Genomic DNA, 18,428 nt, shown 5'->3' with positions numbered 1-18,428 from the left:
TCGATAATCACATCTGCTCCAATACAGCAATGCGTTTTTCGATCGGTGGGTGAGTTGCAAACAAGCCTGCAAATCCTGCTCCGTCCAATGCTTTGTGCTCGATGAACATCTGTTTTACGTCTTCGCTTTTTACATCGCTAACTTCGGAATTCCCGGAAATCTTTCGCAAAGCGGAAGCCATTGCCCTGGAATTTCTGGTCATCTGAACTGCTCCTGCATCTGCGAGGTATTCGCGTCGGCGGGATAGAGCAAATTTGAACAGGATGGATAATAATAAGGCTACAGCTGAAATGACCAATGCAACGATAACTAATTTATTGTCTTCCTTATCTCTTCTTCCTCCGCCCCAAATGAGGTTTCGCAATAAGATATCTACTACGAAAGAAATGATCCCAACAAAGATGATAGAAATGATCAGTAAGCGAACGTCTTTGTTCCGGATATGTGTTAATTCGTGGGCAATTACACCTTCCAATTCTTCATCATTCAAGTGATCGATGATTCCTGTGGTTAATGTTACTGCATAACTTTTTTCATTAATCCCGCTAGCAAAGGCATTCAATGCCGGGGAATCAATGACAAATAATTGCGGCATTTTCATACCGATAGACATGCATAAATTTTCCGTCAGGTTATACACCCGCATGTTTTCCTTTCGCTCCAAAGGTTTTGAATTGGAAGCTAATTGGATGAGGGTGGAATTCGCAAAATAGGCAATAAAAAACCAGATCAGCACTCCTCCGATAACAAATGGAATGGTTGTAATGAACCGCTGATTTACCTGGTCCATGTGTTCCTTTCCTCCCATCATAAAGAAGAAAAAAGCATAGACTCCCGCTAAAATTAATAACGGGAATCCTGCCAATATCAATGAAGATTTTAAATTATTGCTTCGAATTTGCTCGTGAAGACCAATATAAGCTGCCATTTAAGTCTATTAGAATTTAACTTCCGGTGCTTTGTCAAGTGTTTGACGCTGATCAATTCCCAGGTCAAACATAGGTTCTGTTTTGTACCCTTTGAAGTTTGCGATCAGGTTGCTTGGGAATTGTTCGATCCCATTGTTGTACTCTTTTGTAGAAGAGTTAAAGAAACGGCGAACTGCAGCCAGTTTGTTTTCCAAATCACCGATTTCCTGTTGTAAATGCATGAAGTTCGTGTTTGCTTTCAAATCCGGGTAAGCTTCAATCTGAATGTTCAATCCGTTCAATGCAGCACCCATGTTGTTCTCAGCTGCAATTTTTTCAGAAATAGTATCTGCTTTCAGGTATCTTGAACGAGCTTCTGTAACACGTGTTAGGACTTCACTTTCGTGATTCATGTAGCCTTTAACAGCTCCAAGTAATTGTGGAATTAGGTCGTAACGTTGCTTCAATTGAACGTCAATGTCAGCAAAAGCGCTTTCACGATTGTTTTTTAATGAAACAAGTCGGTTATTGATGGATACTAACCAAATGATTAAAATCAATACAACAACTCCAATGATAATACCAGCGATCATGTTTTTTTTAGTTTAAAAGTTAAGCGAATATACCACTAATTTTTGTTCGTGTGCGGGTTTATGAATTCTTAACTAAAAAGTGGATTATCTGGATGGGTGGGGGGGATGAACGAATTAATAAAATGGTTAACAAAATGCTTTTATCTAGTTGATTTTTAGGTTTATGTTGGTTTTGCGTGTAAACGAGTTAACTAAATGGTTTACAAGACGAGGCCAATCGCTGATTATAAAAATCAGCGAATCGCTTATGATTTCATTTCTATAATGAATTGCTCCATTTTGTTGAATCCATTGGTGTTTAGTCTGATTTTGAATTCGTGAATAGTGTACTTGTAGCTTACGATATTGGCATCGCTAAGTTTTAAGAGATGTTTTGTTATGGCTGGTTTACTTAAATTAAGGATTTTCGATAATCTGGTATTAGTCAGATTTTTGTTTGTCTTCAGTAGCTGAATAATTCGCTTTCTTGCAGGATGACAAATTGCCTCTCCAATTACAGTTACTTCAAAGTCTTCCAGTGTGTAGTTGTTTGGTTTAAATGCACGCATAAATTACTGTTTTCCATTTAAGTTAATAGAAAAGTTCATTTGATGCAATAGGAAATTCAATAATTTTTCTTGATTTTTTTTCTGTAAACGAATTAATAAAATGGTTGACAAATAGAGGGTATGTGTTTGAATATCAAATCATTGATATCTAAATGTCAGCATGTTAATAAAATCGTTTACAGGTTCCAGATAAATTGCTGATTATCAAGTTTAGCAACAATTATAAAACATCACCACTTTCCCCTTTTTACCTGAAAAAGCAATATGTCTTCCATCTTCCGAACCAAGCAAATAATAAAATCCGATCGACTGTTTATTCGCTTTTACTTCTTCCCAGGTTTCCTTGTCGATATAGTAACTTTGATCTTCGAAAACAACATCTTCCTCAATTGCAGGAGTGTTGAAACGATCTTCAGAGAAAAATTCCCGGATGCGTTTTTGAATGAAGGCATCTGTTTCTTTTTTGGAATTGATATTTCCCGTGAAATCATAGCCAAGCAAATAATTCGCGTCAAATTCTTCTCTTAGCAGATTCTTTCCTTCGGAATTGGTGATCGTAAAAAGCACTTTTCCTTTCAAAAGACTTTTTCCGCTTATTGCAATCCGGAATTCATCTTTTTTTGAGGGGTCGGAAAAGGCATGTAGAACCTTGTTTTCAATTAGAATGTCAGATTTTTTAGTTGCTGAAGCAGATTCTCTGGGTTCTTCTGTTTCTTTTATTTCTTTCACTGCAGGAGTTTCCCCGGATTCTTTTTTCGAAACAGTTTCTCCACAGGAATATACCAGGAATAAAGTCCCGATTAAAAGCAATAAAAATGGTGTATTTACTTTTTTCATTTCTCAATTTGTTTGATCCAATCTAAAATTCCGGCTTTTAAGGAAGGTTCGATTTTTTTGAGCCCCTCCAGGTTTTCAATCGTAACAATTTTTCTGCCATCGGGATAGTTTTTTCCTTTTAAAATGGAATCCTCAATTTTTGCACCGGTAGGGAAGACCAGTAAGAATTTCCCGTGGTGTAGATTCAATACCAGCAGGTCGCGTTTGTATTCTTTCGAATCGAAGGCTTTCATTTCACCGGCGTAAAAGAAACTGGGCGAATTCCACTTGATCTGTTCCTGGATTTCCGGATCAATTTTTAGAACCGAATTTCTCAGGTAGCTTACAAATTCCTGTTCGTTTGGTTCCTGCTTTGAAATGAACTCATCTACTTTTGGGTCAGTCATAATCTTATTTGTGTTTGATATAAATCACTTCTTCTGTTCCTTCCGTAATCCGGTTTTCAAGGTAAGTTAACCCGATTTTTTGAAGTACACGAACAGAGGCTGCATTAGCTGGCATTGCTCTTCCAACGATTGTTTTCATGTTGAATTGTTCGAATCCTAGTCTGATACACGCTTCGGCGGCTTCGCTTGCGTATCCCTTTCCCCAGCACTTTTTCATGAAGCGGTAACCAATGTCGAATTCATCCAGTTCGGGGGTGTATTTTAATCCGCACCAGCCCAGGTATTCATTTGTTTCTTTGAGTATAACTCCCCAACGCCCGAACCCGTATTTTTGATAAGATTCGTATTTCTCCAAAAAATCCCGGGCTTCTTCAATGCTTTCAAAAGGATCATCGCCGGTATATTGAATAACTTCCGGATCCAAATTCAATAAATAAGCCGACTCAGCATCTTCAGGTGTCATTTCCCGGAGGTATAAACGGGTTGTTTCGAGGATTTTATTCATCTGTTTTATAATTCGGCATTCGTAATTAGGAATTACTCGATCTCAATTCCCATAATACAAACATCGTCGATCTGTTCCAGGTCACCTTTCCATTTGAAAAAAGTAGACTTCAGAATATCGATTTGCTGTTGAATCTTTTTATTTGAAATTTGAATCAAAAGATTTTTAAGATTCTTGGTCTTGAATTTTTTCGATTCCGGCCCTCCGAATTGATCTGCATAACCATCGGTAATCAGATAAATGCGGTCGCCTTTTTCCAGTTCTACCAAATGACTGGTGAAAGGCTGCATGTCGAAATGCTTTCCGATTGGTTGTTTGTTGGGTTTGATCTCGACAATGGCTTTGCTCTCTTTTTTCCAGATCCAAAGCGGATTATTGGCACCTGCCCAACTTATTTCATTGTTACTTTTGTTCCAGGTACACAGGGAAATATCCATTCCGTCGGAAACATCCTGCTGGTTTTTGGATAACTCATCGACAATAATTTCCCTCGTTTTATCCAGGATTTCTCCGGGATTTCGCAAACCGAATTCTTTTACAGAACGATTTAAAGCGTTGTGACATACAACACTCATCATGGCTCCCGGAACTCCATGCCCGGTGCAGTCTGCAACTGCAAAAATGATCGAATCTTTGGTTTCTTCAAGCCAGTAAAAATCTCCGGCTACGATATCTTTTGGTTCATACAATACGAAATGATCGGGGAGTACTTTTGCCCGTAATTGTGCTGAAGGAAGGATAGCTGTTTGGATGCGTTTTGCATAATTAATGGAATCCAAAATCTCATGATTTTTCTCTTCGACCTGACGGTTTTTCTCTTCGATAATCACCTTTTGTTTCTTTACTTCGTTCCAACGGCGATAAAGAATGAAGGAGAAACCAAGAATCAAAATCCCCACAATAGCGATCGCCCAATTGATGATGAGGGCCTGTTCCTGTTTCTTTTTGTTTTCCAGTGCTGTTTTCAGTTGATTCAAACGCTGGATTTCACGTTCTTTATCAAACTGATAGTTCATTTCCTCCTGGGTCTGTTTGCGAATATTGTTCTCGTCTGCAAGTTCTTTTTCAATATCATTGTATAGATAAAGGTTTTCATAAGCCCTTTTGAAATCTCCTTTCCTTTCAGCAAGCTCGGAAAGACTTTGATAAACAGACTTTAGGGTTTCTTTCGCGCCCAGTTTTTTTGCAAGGATTCTTGATTCGTTCAGGTATTTTTCTCCTTCTGCAAGTTTTCCTCGTTTTACAGCCAAAACACCCAGGTTTAGCTTGGAAGTTGCAACTCCCAGGTCTTGTCCCAGTTTTTCCCGGATTTTCAGTGATTTTAATTGATAGAATGCCGATTTTTCAAACTCTTTCTTATGTTGGTAGCAAACTCCAAGGTTGTTGTAATCATCTGCAAGCCCGAGACTGTCTTTTAGTTCCAAATCAATAGCAACAGATTGGTGATAATATTGAATAGCCTTTTCATACTTCTTTTGGTTCATGAAAACAATGGCGATATTATTGATAGACGCAGAGGTTCCTCTTTTAAAATGAAGCTCACGTCTTATTTTTAGTGATTTTTTATGGTATTGGAGCGCTTTTTCATATTGCTCCTGGTTGTTGTATATCAACCCGATATTGCTTAGTATATACGCCTCGTTATTTCGGTCTTTGATTTTTTCCGCGACGCGCAAAGCACGGAAAAAATGTGTCAGCGCCTGCGAATAATCACCCTTATAATCATAGGCAATTCCCATGTTGTTATCCATTAAACTGGCAATAGAATCGTTTTTGTATTTATGGGCCAGTTTCAACGATTCTGTTCCGTAACGGATTGCTTTGTCGTAGTCGCCGTAATACCAGCCATGCGCAATAGACTCGTTAAGGAGGAGAAGTTTCTTTTTGATGTTCTTTTCAGCCTTTCCAAGTTTGTAAACAGAATCAATGGGATTTGTTTGTCCCCAGGCAGGAACAAATAGAATCATCAAAGCAATAGTGAGTAAGGAATTTTTCACATCGCAATAATACAACTTATCCTTATAAGCTCATAAAATAGACTAAAACATTTTGTGTATTTACCCCATTCATAGCGGAAGTCTTGTTACTTTTACAACACTTTTAAGCAAAATGGAAATGGAATTGATCACCACGTATATCTGTAAAGACTTTGACATCGGCATTCATAACAATATGTTTGGTGGGAAGTTAATGTCATTGATTGATGATGCTGCGGGTTCTTTTGCCTCTCAGATTTGTGACTCTCCTAACATGGTAACCATCAAAGTGGATGAACTTGTTTTCAAAAAAGCGGTTAAATCCGGGGCGATCTTAAAGGTTTACGGAAAAGTGGTACGCTTTGGGAATTCTTCCATTGAATTGTATATGGAAATTCGCAAGCATAATGTGTATACCGGTAACCAGGATTTGGTAACTCACACCAATATGACTTTTGTTCGGATTGATGAAGAAGGAAAGTCTTTGCCAATTGCGGAATACATTAAAAAACGTCATGCTCACCGGATCGAAAAATATGGCAAAGCACTTTTGCTGCCTACAGAAGAAGGTTTTTCAGCCGAATAATTCCTTAGGCTTTCAGGTATATCTCTAATTGAGTCAAAACCTCTCTTTTTTTTCTTCTGGGAAGGAAGATCTCGAAGTTGTTTGTTCTGAGTTCAATGTAGCCGGATCCGCCCTGGTCACAAGTCTGAATATCCTGCAGATTAATTATGACCGATTGACTGGCCCGGACAAGATAAGGAATTTCGGAACACTCATTTTCTATGTTGCTGAGTGATTTTGAAAGGAGATAGGATTCACCATTCTTACAGAAAATGGTAGTATAACCTCCTGATTGTCCGATCATATAGGCCACATTTGAATATTCGATGTAATGCGTTTTTTTATTTTTTATGACAGGGATTTTTGACTGGGTATTGAGTTTGTCTTTAACTGATTCAAGCAGGTCTTTTTCGGAAATTCGTTTCTTCGCTTTTTCAATTGCAGAACAAAACCGATCCTTATCAATTGGTTTCAGGATATAATCAATCACTGAATGCTCAAACGCTTGTAAGGCAAATTCTTCAAACCCGGTTACCAGGATCACTTCGAAAGTACGTTTGTTAAGTTGATTCAACAGGTCAAATCCCGTTTTATCGTGCATCAGAATATCCAGGAATAATAGATCGGTAGATCGTTGAAGCGTTTCGCTTTGTAAAAAGACATCCAGGCTGTCTGATTCTCCTTGGATTTCGATTTCCGGATAATATTTCCGGATCAGAATCTGAAGAATTTCCCGATTTGCCTGCTCGTCGTCTATAATAAATGTTTTCATACTTACTGCGGTTGATAGAGATCAGGTGTGAAGGTGAAAATAACTTTCGTTCCGGAAGCAGAGGTCAGAATATCCATTTGGGCGACTTGTTTTTGAAATTGTTTATTCAGGGTGTCAATTCGTTCGGTGATGAGTTTATTTCCTTTGGATAAATGCTCTTCTGTTTTATTCAGTGAGTTGAATCCGGGACCATTATCACTAATCTCAATTACCAGTTCCTGATTTTGATTTAATTGAAGTGAAATTACTAGTTCCGGGTTATCCTCTCTGAATTTCAAGCCGTGCCAGATAGCATTTTCCAAAATGGGTTGAAGCAGGAGTGAAGGCACGAGGAATCTGCGGAGCTCTGGTTCGGATAAATATACGTGGCGATGGACTATGAAGCGGTTCTTTAAACGTAATAGTTCCAGCTCTAGGTATGTTTCTGCCAGCTCTAACTCCTGCTTTACAGTTATGAATTGGGTTTCGCTGTAATAGAGAATTTTCCGCATCAGAAAACTGAATTTCGCCAGGTAATGTGCTGCATGATCGTTGTCACCTTTTAAAATCAATGCTTGTATTGCGGCAAGCCCATTACTCAGAAAGTGTGGATTTACCTGTGCTTTTACTGCGAGGAGTTTGTATTCATTCAGTTTACTTTCCAACTCTGCTCTTTCGGCTGCTCTTTTCTTACGCCGGAGATTTCTTATAAGCCGAATGGATAATAGCAGGAGAAGAATAACGACGGAAACCAATAAATAGAATAAGGTGCTTTCCCAAAATGGCTGATTGATCTTAAAGTGATATTGCTTCGAGTTGTCGAATTGAATTTTACTATCAATAACGGGAAATAATTCTAACCGATATTTACCGCTTGGGAGTGCCTCAAAACTGATTTTGGTTTCTTCGGTATATCGGCAGATCCTGGATTCACCGTTTAACCGGTAATAAAGCCTGAGTTTGTTTGCGCTAAAGTTTAAAATGTCGAAATCCAATGAAATAGGGATGTTATAGCTGATTTCTTTGGGGAGTTTTTTGATCTTCTGTCTTCCCAAAAGAATTTCATTCAAAATAATTGCCGGTTTCCTGATTTCATGATAGGGAATGAGTTCTTTCGTAATAAGGTCGTTATCCGCGCAAATGAATAGTTTCTTTTTGATCAAAAACATATTCTGGATTTCCTTGTTGAAGATCTTTGTCCAGGAATTTTTTTTCTTGTTGTATAGTTGCGTGATATAAATTCCTTGGTTTCCACCGGCAACAAGTTGATTTTCAGAAATTAATGCTTTTTTTAACGAGAAACAGGGTGCCTGATACTTTTTTATCAGGTGTCCGTTTTTAAAATGGAAGATGCCTTCATAACGGGATGAAACAAGTAACTCGTTGGGCCCCAAAGCTTGGATGTAACTAATATAGAATGGTTTTTTAAAAAGAGCTGACCGGGTTATTTTCCAGTTGTTTATGTTAAACTCAAAAAGTCCATCTTCACTACCCAATAGAATTACTGAATCATTAACTTGGCACTTGCAGCGGATAAAGGGAGTGATGAGACGATGTGTGACAGGTTTATGTAAAGTAACTCCACTCCAATTGATTGAATAAATCTGTTCCTTTGAAATGAAAAAATCGCTGAAACTTAAATATTGATTCATGAATATTTTTTCTGATCTCTTCAGGTTAGGTGTCAATCCGTACAATCCTTTGATAGTACAGATGTACCATTTGTTTTTGATGAATTCGATTCGTCGGATACTTTTCAGATAAGCAGCAGTTGGACCTTTGACATTTAGTTGGATCGTATTTTCTATTTTATGTAGCTTATGGTTTTTGAACTCAAACAATTCTCCTGTTTTATTTCCTACAATGATTGTTTTTCCGTGCCCGGAAATATCTGTTGGCATAATTTGTTTGTAGTAGCGTTCGTATATGTTGGAGCACATAAAAACTCCATTTTCATTAAGAGACACTGCAATGCCTTTATCAGGAATTGATACAACGCCTCCGACTACTTGTCCGCGAAAATGAATTTGAATTAAATTTCCATTGGTATCAAGCTCAATTAGTCCGTCATTAGTGGCCAGCCAGATTCTGTTATGGAAAAACTCAATGAATAATATGTCTTTGTAGGGAAGGGCCTTTATCTTGGTCGGATAAATTTGATAGAGATTTGAATTGATAACAGCGAAATGGGTGTTTGCTACTTTGATTATATCTTCGCGTGATCCTGAAATAATAGATTCTTTGACCTCATACAGTATTTTTTTCTTATTTAAATTCAATTCAATAGTATAATCCGGAATAATTGTTGCTTCGGAAAAATATTTTTCGAAAGGAAATTCTTTCGAAGGGTCATAAATGAATCTGTTTTTAAACAATTTGTTTTTTTCGGAATATCGCGACAAACTGTTGTTCTTGAACTGATACCGATAATAAACATCGCTCGTGAGAAAAATCAAACCTTTACTGTACCAATGTATTTTTTTAAAATGAATATGTGCTTTTAAGGGAGGAGAAGTTTTGAAAATGATACGGACTGCCCGGTCTTTTTTTAGAATATAGATTTCATTTTTTGAATTCAACATGTAAATCTGCCCGTATGGATCTTTTTCGAAATCGTAAATGATTCGCCGCTCAATGGGAAGGTTCATGCAAATGGAAATAAATTTTTCACCGTCATATTTCATAGGACCGTATTGGGTGCCTACAATCAAATAGCCTTCCTTGTTAAAATTAATGTCGTAACATTCCTTAGACAATAATCCCTGTTCCGTACCTAAGTATTTACCATAAAGTTCTTGAGCTTTTGAGTTGGTGAAACAGCAAATAAAAAGGATCGTTAAGACTCTCAGATTCATTTTACAAGAATAAATAAAAAAAGTAAACCGCCTCGAAAATTACTTTCGGGACGGTTTGTTCATTAAGGGTTAGATATTTATTCTTTAATTAATTTGTGTGTTAGTATTCCATCTTCCGTGCGAATGTTCACAAGATAGATGCCACTTGGTTGATCAGATAGATCAAAACGGGAACTGATAGCGTCATTTGAGATCATAACAGATCGAATTAATCTTCCCTGAGCATTGTAAATAGAAACCTCCGTTGCATTTAAGTCTTTTACCTCAACCGTAAATACTCCGTTTGTCGGGTTAGGATTTATCGCACTGGTAGTTGTCGTTTTACCGTCGATTTCTCTTCCATCCTGTAAGATCATTCCTGCAGAACAAGTTACGGTATGCAGCGTTGAACCTGGTTGGGTACAGATGTCTTGTACGGTATAAACAATCTCATAAACATGACCTTGAATGAAATTGTAACCTGCAAAATAACAAGGGTCGTCGTTGTTCCATGAAGGATCTGAATAAGACGGAGTACCCGCTGTGATGTCTGTAATAGTCCATGTGCCTAGGAAATTATTTCCGGAGCTGACAACTGGATTGGCCTCTACAGAGAAATTGGCTTGACCTGACTGACAATTCACATTTAAACTGAACTCTGAATTGTATGCAGTATTTAAACTAACCGTTTTAGTAATCGTATTACTTATCAAAGTCATACCACATGGTCCTGTTGCAACTCTGCGATAGTAAGTTGTTTGGTATAAAATTGGTGGAGAAAAATTTAAAGCGGTAGCTGCAGGAACAACAGCTGTCCAATTGACATTATCAGTTGATTGTTCCCATACATATGTAAATGTGTAAAAGTTATTCGGTCCGCTGGCAGGAGATGTTGACATGATGGTGTTTGGTGCGGTTCCGCAAGGTACTTTTTGATTGTAAGTGATAGTACCGCCTGTAAAGTTCAACAGGGACAAACAGTCGTTATCAATCGTTCCTGTTAAGCTTCTGTCAGATCCTGCCCATGAAGTGTTTCCATGTTGAAGAATGTTTAAATTGGATGTAACACCTGCATTTATAGCAAAACATTGTGGTGAATTTGCTACATGGACTGTTCTGGCAGCATTTGAGTACACAGAAATACGACCATGAGTTTGATCCAGACGTTCAAGTGTAATAAAATACTGAGTATCGTCCTCAAGCAGTATTCCGCTTGAAAGAACCCATGGACTGTTGTCATTTTTTGAACAGCCGACAAGCATGAAAGTTGACTCTGTATCTGTATGGTTTGTAGAATAGAACATAGCAGCTACTGCGTCCTGGTTCGTTGCTACCCATGGAGAACCGTTCGAACCGGATACCGGATCCAATGTTCCGGAAGTTAAGGAAGCTAAGTGATGTCCCGGACCGCCAGTTCCGAAATCAGTGAAATTGAAATCAAAGTCAAGTCTCCAGTTATTTGTAAGGGCTACATTATGATTGGTAAACATACGATTGGAAACTCCACCTGAGCAATTGTTATAATTGAAAGTACCACCATTAATATCTAATCCTGTACCCTCAGTTGTCCAGTTTGCGGCACTTGAGAAATCATTTGAATAGTCACATGGTAAGTTATTGCAATTCACAACTGTTACACTAATGGTGTTTGAGAAGTGTTGATCACCACAAGATGTATGTGTTGTAAGTCGTCTGTACAAGGTGTTTTGAGTAATGCCTGCAGGTGGATCATAAGTTGCTGAATTAGCCCCGACATTTGTCCAGGTAATACCACCATCAGTTGAGGCTTGCCATTGGTAAGTTACATCCGGATTATTGGAAGTTGCACTGGAAGTAAATGCAACCGGATTTCCTGTCCCGGAACAAACTTGCTGATTTCCTGCGATAATCTCGCTGGTTGTGTAACTGGTTAGGCGCGTATTGTCGATCCATCCGGTTAATATTCGATCAGGAGATCCCCAACATGAATTTCCATGTTGAATAACTGATAAGTTATTCGTAAAATGAATACCCAAGTTGAAACATTGTGGCGAGTTTGTTGCGTGTACTGTTCTTGCAGGGTCCATAAAAGCGGAAACACGTGCATGAGTTGCATCAAGACGTTCCAATCTCAAATAGTATGTTTTACCATTAGATAATACGATCCCGGCAGAATTAGTCCATGCTCCGCTTCCGTTTTTGCAAGTTCCAACCAATTCAAAACTGCTGGGATTATTGGTGTGATTGGTTGAATAAAACATCATCGCAATAGCACTTTGATTCGTTGCAGTATAAGTAGGTGAGGGACCCGAAACCGGATCTTGGGTGCCAGCTGTTACCGATGCAATATGATGACCTGGACCACCCGTTCCTACTGCAGTGAATTGAAAATCTGTTTCCAAAACCCAATTATCAGTCATTGTTAAACCATGGTTGGTGTAAATTCGATTGGATTGCCCGTCAGCACAGCCTGTAAACTTAACCTGCGTTGCGGAAATGCCAACATTCACTCCGGCTGGGGTCCAGGTGTAGGTAGGCGTTGTAAAATTTTCAAAAAATTGTGCCTGTGAACTCCAACTCAGGAGCAAACCGGCCAAAATGGTAAATGTTTTTTTGATCATTGTGATTAAATTGAATAATGATGCCTACTCATAAGCTTTTCGGCTACCGCTGTTTATTTTACAAATGAGCTGTAGGTTAATTTCATTCATGTATGGCAAAGAGAAGGTGTTTTTTTGTTTTTCGGATTACCAGATAATGGAGTTTTTGACCACTTTACTCCAAATGAGGAAGAATTTCGTTTCTGAGAACGAAAAAGTGTCTGCAAATTGAGTTATCTTTGGGAACTTAAAAATCGAAAAAAACAACATTTGATATGGAGCAACAAGCACCCTACAAATCAAAAAATAACATCCGGATTGTAACAGCAGCATCCCTGTTTGACGGTCATGACGCAGCGATTAATATCATGCGTCGAATCATTCAGTCTACCGGCTGTGAAGTAATCCATTTAGGTCACGACCGTTCAGTAGAAGAAGTAGTTGATACGGCAATCCAGGAAGATGCACAGGCAATTGCAATGACATCCTATCAGGGTGGGCATACGGAGTACTTCAAGTATATGCATGATTTGCTGAAAGAAAAAGGTGCTCCGCATATCAAGATTTTCGGTGGAGGAGGAGGAACTATTCTTCTTTCCGAAATTGAAGAGTTACAGAATTACGGAATTACGCGTTTATACCACCCGGATGATGGCCGTTCTCTTGGACTTCAAGGAATGATCAATGATTTGGTTGAGCGCTCTGATTATCCCATTGGAGATGTTTTGAATGGAGAGATCGATCATTTGGCTGAAAAACACGTTCCTTCGATCGCACGTCTGATTTCAGCGGCAGAGAATTATCCAGAAATGGCTGCTCCTGTTATGGAACAGGTGCATCAATTGGCTGCTAAAAATGATGTTCCGGTTTTGGGTATTACCGGTACGGGAGGTTCAGGTAAATCCTCATTGGTTGATGAGTTGGTTCGCAGGTTCCTGATGGACTTTACGGATAAACAAATCGCTGTTGTTTCCGTCGATCCGTCAAAACGTAAAACAGGAGGGGCATTACTGGGCGACAGAATTCGTATGAATGCGATCAAAAATAATCGTGTTTATATGCGCTCATTGGCAACCCGTCAGTCGAATCTTGCATTGTCAAAACACGTTGCGGAAGCAATTCAGATTTTGAAAGCAGCAAACTACGATCTGATCATCCTGGAAACTTCCGGGATCGGGCAATCGGATACGGAAATTTTAGATCACTCAGATGTTTCTTTATATGTGATGACCCCGGAATACGGAGCGGCAACTCAGCTTGAGAAGATTGATATGCTGGATTTTGCCGATGTGATCGCATTGAATAAATTCGACAAACGAGGCGCTTTGGATGCTTTGAGAGATGTACGCAAACAATATCAGCGAAACCATAATCTCTGGGAAAAACCGGTTGATGAAATGCCTGTTTTTGGTACGATCGCTTCCCAATTCAATGATCCGGGAATGAATACCTTGTATAAGGTGATCATGGATAAAGTGAAAGAGAAAACGAATGCTCCTTTGGATTCGAAATTCGAGATTACAAAGGAAATGTCTGAAAAGATCTTTGTTATCCCGCCTGATAGAACACGATATTTATCCGAAATTTCTGAAAACAACCGGAATTTTGATAAATGGGTTGACAAACAGGTTGATGTAGCAGACAGGTTATATGGTTTGCAAAGATCTATTGAAACTATCCAGGCGAGTTCAATGGAGGACAAAGACCGCTTGGTAAAAGGAGTTCAGGAAGCATTTGAAAACGTGAAACGCGATTTGGATCCGCATAACTGGCAATTATTGGAGGCTTGGGAAGAAAAGAAGGCTTCATACGCCGCACCGGAATTTATTTTTAAGGTTCGCGATAAGGAACTGAGAATGGCTACACATACTGAATCCTTGTCTCATACACAGATTCCGAAAGTAGCACTTCCTAAATTCAAATCGTGGGGAGATATTTTGCGTTGGTCTTTACAGGAAAATGTTCCGGGTGAATTCCCGTATACTTCAGGTTTATTCCCTTTTAAAAGAGAAGGAGAAGATCCGACTCGTATGTTTGCTGGCGAAGGTGGTCCCGAGAGAACAAACCGTCGTTTTCATTACGTAAGCCTTGGAATGCCGGCAAAACGTTTGTCAACTGCGTTTGATTCTGTTACGCTTTACGGAAATGACCCGGATGTAAGACCGGATATTTATGGTAAAGTAGGAAATTCAGGTGTTTCGATCTGTTGTCTGGATGATGCGAAGAAATTATACTCCGGATTTGATTTGTCACATCCGGCTACTTCAGTTTCCATGACGATAAACGGACCTGCTCCGATGTTATTGGGCTTTTTCATGAATGCTGCAATTGATCAGAATTGTGAGAAATACATCAAAGCAAACGGGCTGGAGAAAGAAGTTGAGGCTAAGATAGCTGCAATTTATAAAGCAAAAGGGGTTGAGAGACCAAGCTACCAAGGACCGCTTCCGGAAGGAAATGATGGTTTGGGTCTAATGCTTTTGGGAGTTACGGGTGACCAGGTACTTCCTGCTGATGTCTATACTGAGATCAAAACCGAAACATTAAAACAGGTCCGCGGAACTGTTCAGGCAGATATTTTGAAAGAGGATCAGGCTCAAAACACTTGTATTTTTTCTACGGAATTCGCTCTTCGCCTGATGGGAGATGTTCAGCAATACTTCATTGAAAAACAAGTGCGGAATTTCTATTCTGTTTCTATTTCCGGATACCACATTGCAGAAGCAGGAGCAAATCCGATCACTCAGCTGGCATTTACTTTGGCAAACGGATTCACATATGTGGAGTACTATTTAAGCCGGGGAATGGATATCAATGCTTTCGGACCGAACCTGTCGTTCTTTTTCTCCAACGGAATTGACCCGGAATATGCGGTTATTGGTCGGGTTGCAAGAAGAATATGGGCGAAAGCACTGTCAAAAAAATATGGCGCAAATCCGCGTGCTCAAATGTTGAAATATCACATTCAAACTTCCGGACGCTCATTACATGCCCAGGAAATTGACTTCAATGATATTCGAACCACTCTACAGGCCTTGTATGCGATCTACGATAACTGCAACTCATTGCACACAAATGCATATGATGAGGCAATCACCACACCAACCGAAGAATCGGTTCGCAGAGCGATGGCTATTCAATTGATCATTAATCGCGAATTAGGTTTGGCGAAAAATGAAAATCCATTGCAGGGTTCATTCATTATTGAAGAACTGACCGATTTAGTGGAAGAGGCAGTACTGACGGAATTTGATCGGATTACTGAACGCGGAGGGGTGCTTGGAGCAATGGAAACGATGTACCAGAGATCAAAAATACAGGAAGAATCACTCTACTATGAAACTTTGAAGCACAACGGAGATTTCCCGATTATCGGGGTAAATACTTTCCTGAGTTCAAAGGGATCTCCGACGGTTGAGCCAAAAGAAGTGATTCGTGCTTCCGAGGAGGAAAAACAATACCAAATTACGATGCTGGAAATCCTGAAGACAAGCCATAAAGATAAATTGGATGATTTACTCAGTGAACTTCAGCGAACGGCAATTCAGAATAAGAACATCTTCGATCAGTTAATGGAGGTTTGTAAATACGCTTCCTTAGGACAGATCACGAAATCTTTGTTTGAAGTAGGAGGACAGTACAGGAGAAATATGTAAGATCCTTTAATACAATAGTTTACACCCTTCTTTTGCTGTGCAAAAGAAGGGTTTTTTGTTTGTAAAATTTCTCAGGAAATTGTATTTAGTGATTTCTGTAACAGAATTTTTTTTTCATAAATCTGTGAAGGTTTAAAATTTTAGGCAGGCGAATGAAAATTTGTAATTAGCGACCGAATATCCATAGTTTACTAAATTGTTAGCTATTTTTCATCGCTTCTAACTTCTTGTTAAGCACTCATTTAGTGTAGTTTATCGATTAATTTTGTTCAAACACTATTTGAAATGAACTACTTATTTACTACTACTTTTGCGTGCGTTTTTTGCATTTTAACTACTAATTATGCCTCAGCGCAATATCTTCCCGCGATCACATCCGTATATGGAGACAGCTGGGTTGCTAATAATCCGGATGCGGTAACAGCTCTGGAAGATTGCTTTGTCAATCGGATGAAATACCTGGTAGAACCTTTAACTCCAAACGACAAGTATCCTTTACTTTCTTCGTTTCCCTTAATGAATCGCTATAATCCGACAATTGTAGCAATCAATTACAGCCAATTTAATCCTGCAACATTTATCCCGATTACCTATAACCTTCCGTTTTTTAGTGACCAAAAACAGGTCATTAGAGTGGATGGAACTAATTACATTATAGTCATTGATCCAGTAACTCTGCGCTGATTATGAAAAAACTAACACTACTCATTTTTGGATTTTCACTATCCATAGCAAATTCATTTGCCCAAACGTATAATATGCCAGGTGGTACAAATACTGTCAGTACCTGTAGCGGAACATTTTATGATTCAGGTGGATCAGGTTCTAATTACGGATACGGTCAGGACCGGACATATACCATTTGTCCGGGAGTAGCCGGAAATAAAATCCGGGTGAATTTCACCTCTTTTGCTACGGAAAACGGCTGGGATTATCTTTATATCTACGATGGTGCCAATACCTCAGCCCCTAGCTTGGGTGTTTATTCAGGAAATTCAAGTCCTGGTATTGTGCAGGCAACTTTGAGCAATGCTTCCGGTTGTCTGACTTTCCGTTTCACTTCGGATGGGAATTTTTTCTTCCCTTCAACGGCTGCGGGTTGGGCCGGAACGATCAGTTGTATTACGCCATGTCAATCAATTGTTTCCAATTGGGTAAGTTCGAATGAAGCTCCCGCAGGTGACGGGATTATTCGAGTTTGCCAGGGGCAAAGTGTAAACTTCGTTGGGAGCGGAACATTCGGTACTTCGGCTGCAGGAGCAACTTATACATGGTCAATGGGAAATGGAGTTACAGTGAATGGAACAAACATCAACTATTCTTATCCGGCAGCCGGCAGTTATTTGGTCAATTTGACGATTACGGATCCAAATGGATGTACGAACTCCAATTCCCTCAATCGTAATGTTCAGGTTTCAACTACACCAACGGTCGGAACCTCTGCTACACCTGCTACTGTGTGTACTAATTTCACAAGCGCCTTGGCTGCCAATGTTGCAATGACACCGTATACTGTAAACTGTACACCGCCCGTTTCCGGTACGACTTTCTTACCGGACGGCTCCGGAGTTTCCTACACCACATCAATCACAACCAATTGTTATAGTCCGAGTGCAGTGGTAACTACGGCGACAGATATTACAAATGTGTGTTTGAATATTGAGCATTCTTACCTGGGAGATTTAGATATTGAATTAATTTGTCCGAGTGGGTTGTCAATTAGTTTGAAAGATTATCCGGGTGGGGGAAGTACTTATTTGGGTGGTGCTTTGGATGACGCAGGAACTGGTCCCGGTGTTGGAGCTACTTACTGTTTTACTCCTTCGGCTGCGACCTTATTGGTTAACGGATCCACGACTACTGCCGGTAATCCTGCAGCAACTTCTATAAGCCCTGGCAATTATATGCCGGCTAACTCATTTGCAGGCTTAGTAGGCTGTCCGTTGAATGGGAGCTGGACAATCCAGGTTACGGATCATCTTGCAATAGATAACGGTTATATTTTTAACTGGGACATTAATTTCAATGCAGCGCTTTTATCTGCACCTTCATTTACCCCAACCATTGCTTCCCAGGGATGGTCGGCAAGTCCAATACTTTCAAGTACGGGAGCTACAACCGCTGACGTTACTCCAACTAACCAGGGAACTCCTTGTTTTACTTATAGTGTAACCGACAATTTCGGGTGTATTTATACTGCTCCGCAATGCATTACTGTTAACTGTGGAGCTTCTTTGCCAATTGGTCTGGTTAGCTTTGAAGCAACTGCTGTCAACAATAATTCCGTGAG

Annotated in this window: 14 protein-coding genes; 4 read left to right on the top strand and 10 right to left on the bottom strand. The window is 39.5% G+C overall.

From position 1 onward, the window contains the following. Positions 1 to 7 precede the first annotated feature (7 nt). From K0S23_RS16185 to K0S23_RS16155, 7 genes are all read right to left on the bottom strand, one after another. The gene (locus tag K0S23_RS16185) at positions 8 to 928 is read right to left on the bottom strand and encodes a M48 family metallopeptidase (protein WP_300359612.1); all 921 of its coding nucleotides are present in this window, start codon (positions 926 to 928) and stop codon (positions 8 to 10) included. A gap of 9 nt (positions 929 to 937) precedes the next feature. Next, positions 938 to 1,501 carry a LemA family protein gene (locus tag K0S23_RS16180; protein ID WP_300359609.1) on the bottom strand — a complete coding sequence of 188 codons (564 nt, stop codon included), beginning with the start codon at positions 1,499 to 1,501 and terminating at the stop codon, positions 938 to 940. Positions 1,502 to 1,746: 245 nt separating this feature from the next. Next, positions 1,747 to 2,049 carry a winged helix-turn-helix domain-containing protein gene (locus K0S23_RS16175; RefSeq protein ID WP_300359607.1) on the bottom strand — a complete coding sequence of 101 codons (303 nt, stop codon included), beginning with the start codon at positions 2,047 to 2,049 and terminating at the stop codon, positions 1,747 to 1,749. 210 nt (positions 2,050 to 2,259) lie between these two features. Then, entirely contained in the window at positions 2,260 to 2,886 is a 627-nt protein-coding gene (locus K0S23_RS16170; protein ID WP_300359604.1) for a hypothetical protein, read from the bottom strand. After that, complete coding sequence (locus K0S23_RS16165; RefSeq protein WP_300359602.1) at positions 2,883 to 3,272, bottom strand: DUF1801 domain-containing protein; 390 nt, start codon at positions 3,270 to 3,272, stop codon at positions 2,883 to 2,885. Before K0S23_RS16165 ends, K0S23_RS16170 begins: the two co-directional genes overlap by 4 nt. Before the next feature lie 4 nt (positions 3,273 to 3,276). Then, entirely contained in the window at positions 3,277 to 3,777 is a 501-nt protein-coding gene (locus tag K0S23_RS16160) for a GNAT family N-acetyltransferase (RefSeq protein WP_300359600.1), read from the bottom strand. Positions 3,778 to 3,809: 32 nt separating this feature from the next. Beyond that, on the bottom strand, positions 3,810 to 5,774 hold the full coding sequence (locus tag K0S23_RS16155) for a tetratricopeptide repeat protein (protein ID WP_300359598.1): 1,965 nt from the start codon (positions 5,772 to 5,774) through the stop codon (positions 3,810 to 3,812). A gap of 118 nt (positions 5,775 to 5,892) precedes the next feature. Between K0S23_RS16155 and K0S23_RS16150 the strand changes: the two genes are divergently transcribed. Beyond that, on the top strand, positions 5,893 to 6,339 hold the full coding sequence (locus K0S23_RS16150) for a hotdog domain-containing protein (RefSeq protein WP_300359596.1): 447 nt from the start codon (positions 5,893 to 5,895) through the stop codon (positions 6,337 to 6,339). 4 nt (positions 6,340 to 6,343) lie between these two features. On the opposite strand, the gene K0S23_RS16145 is transcribed toward K0S23_RS16150, so the two are convergent. The 3 genes from K0S23_RS16145 to K0S23_RS16135 form a co-directional block, all read right to left on the bottom strand. Continuing rightward, entirely contained in the window at positions 6,344 to 7,090 is a 747-nt protein-coding gene (locus K0S23_RS16145; protein ID WP_300359593.1) for a LytTR family DNA-binding domain-containing protein, read from the bottom strand. Positions 7,091 to 7,092: 2 nt separating this feature from the next. Beyond that, positions 7,093 to 9,924 (bottom strand): histidine kinase, encoded by a 2,832-nt coding sequence (locus K0S23_RS16140; RefSeq protein ID WP_300359590.1) that lies wholly within the window; start codon positions 9,922 to 9,924, stop codon positions 7,093 to 7,095. A gap of 77 nt (positions 9,925 to 10,001) precedes the next feature. Further along, complete coding sequence (locus K0S23_RS16135; RefSeq protein WP_300359588.1) at positions 10,002 to 12,503, bottom strand: T9SS type A sorting domain-containing protein; 2,502 nt, start codon at positions 12,501 to 12,503, stop codon at positions 10,002 to 10,004. A 254-nt stretch (positions 12,504 to 12,757) separates the two neighbouring features. On the opposite strand from K0S23_RS16135, the gene K0S23_RS16130 reads away from it, so the two are divergent. From K0S23_RS16130 to K0S23_RS16120, 3 genes are all read left to right on the top strand, one after another. Next, positions 12,758 to 16,138: a methylmalonyl-CoA mutase family protein gene (locus K0S23_RS16130; protein ID WP_300359586.1), complete on the top strand. Its 3,381-nt coding sequence runs from the start codon at positions 12,758 to 12,760 to the stop codon at positions 16,136 to 16,138. Positions 16,139 to 16,423: 285 nt separating this feature from the next. Then, complete coding sequence (locus K0S23_RS16125; RefSeq protein WP_300359584.1) at positions 16,424 to 16,822, top strand: hypothetical protein; 399 nt, start codon at positions 16,424 to 16,426, stop codon at positions 16,820 to 16,822. Between the two features lie 2 nt (positions 16,823 to 16,824). After that, the coding region (locus tag K0S23_RS16120; RefSeq protein ID WP_300359582.1) for a PKD domain-containing protein at positions 16,825 to 18,428 on the top strand (1,604 nt) is incomplete at its 3' end.

The sequence above is a fragment of the Fluviicola sp. genome, assembly GCF_029266855.1.
In the GTDB taxonomy this organism is placed as follows: domain Bacteria; phylum Bacteroidota; class Bacteroidia; order Flavobacteriales_D; family Crocinitomicaceae; genus Fluviicola.
Note: the sequence above shows the minus strand (reverse complement) of the source record. Positions and strands in the feature narration are given on the sequence as shown.

Excerpts from the sequence above, each read along its gene's own strand:
- K0S23_RS16185 (WP_300359612.1), bottom strand. The coding sequence starts at position 928 with ATGGCAGCTTATATTGGTCTTCACGAGCAAATTCGAAGCAATAATTTA.
- K0S23_RS16180 (WP_300359609.1), bottom strand. The coding sequence starts at position 1,501 with ATGATCGCTGGTATTATCATTGGAGTTGTTGTATTGATTTTAATCATT.
- K0S23_RS16175 (WP_300359607.1), bottom strand. The coding sequence starts at position 2,049 with ATGCGTGCATTTAAACCAAACAACTACACACTGGAAGACTTTGAAGTA.
- K0S23_RS16170 (WP_300359604.1), bottom strand. The coding sequence starts at position 2,886 with ATGAAAAAAGTAAATACACCATTTTTATTGCTTTTAATCGGGACTTTA.
- K0S23_RS16165 (WP_300359602.1), bottom strand. The coding sequence starts at position 3,272 with ATGACTGACCCAAAAGTAGATGAGTTCATTTCAAAGCAGGAACCAAAC.
- K0S23_RS16160 (WP_300359600.1), bottom strand. The coding sequence starts at position 3,777 with ATGAATAAAATCCTCGAAACAACCCGTTTATACCTCCGGGAAATGACA.
- K0S23_RS16150 (WP_300359596.1), top strand. The coding sequence starts at position 5,893 with ATGGAATTGATCACCACGTATATCTGTAAAGACTTTGACATCGGCATT.
- K0S23_RS16145 (WP_300359593.1), bottom strand. The coding sequence starts at position 7,090 with ATGAAAACATTTATTATAGACGACGAGCAGGCAAATCGGGAAATTCTT.
- K0S23_RS16140 (WP_300359590.1), bottom strand. The coding sequence starts at position 9,924 with ATGAATCTGAGAGTCTTAACGATCCTTTTTATTTGCTGTTTCACCAAC.
- K0S23_RS16135 (WP_300359588.1), bottom strand. The coding sequence starts at position 12,503 with ATGATCAAAAAAACATTTACCATTTTGGCCGGTTTGCTCCTGAGTTGG.
- K0S23_RS16130 (WP_300359586.1), top strand. The coding sequence starts at position 12,758 with ATGGAGCAACAAGCACCCTACAAATCAAAAAATAACATCCGGATTGTA.
- K0S23_RS16125 (WP_300359584.1), top strand. The coding sequence starts at position 16,424 with ATGAACTACTTATTTACTACTACTTTTGCGTGCGTTTTTTGCATTTTA.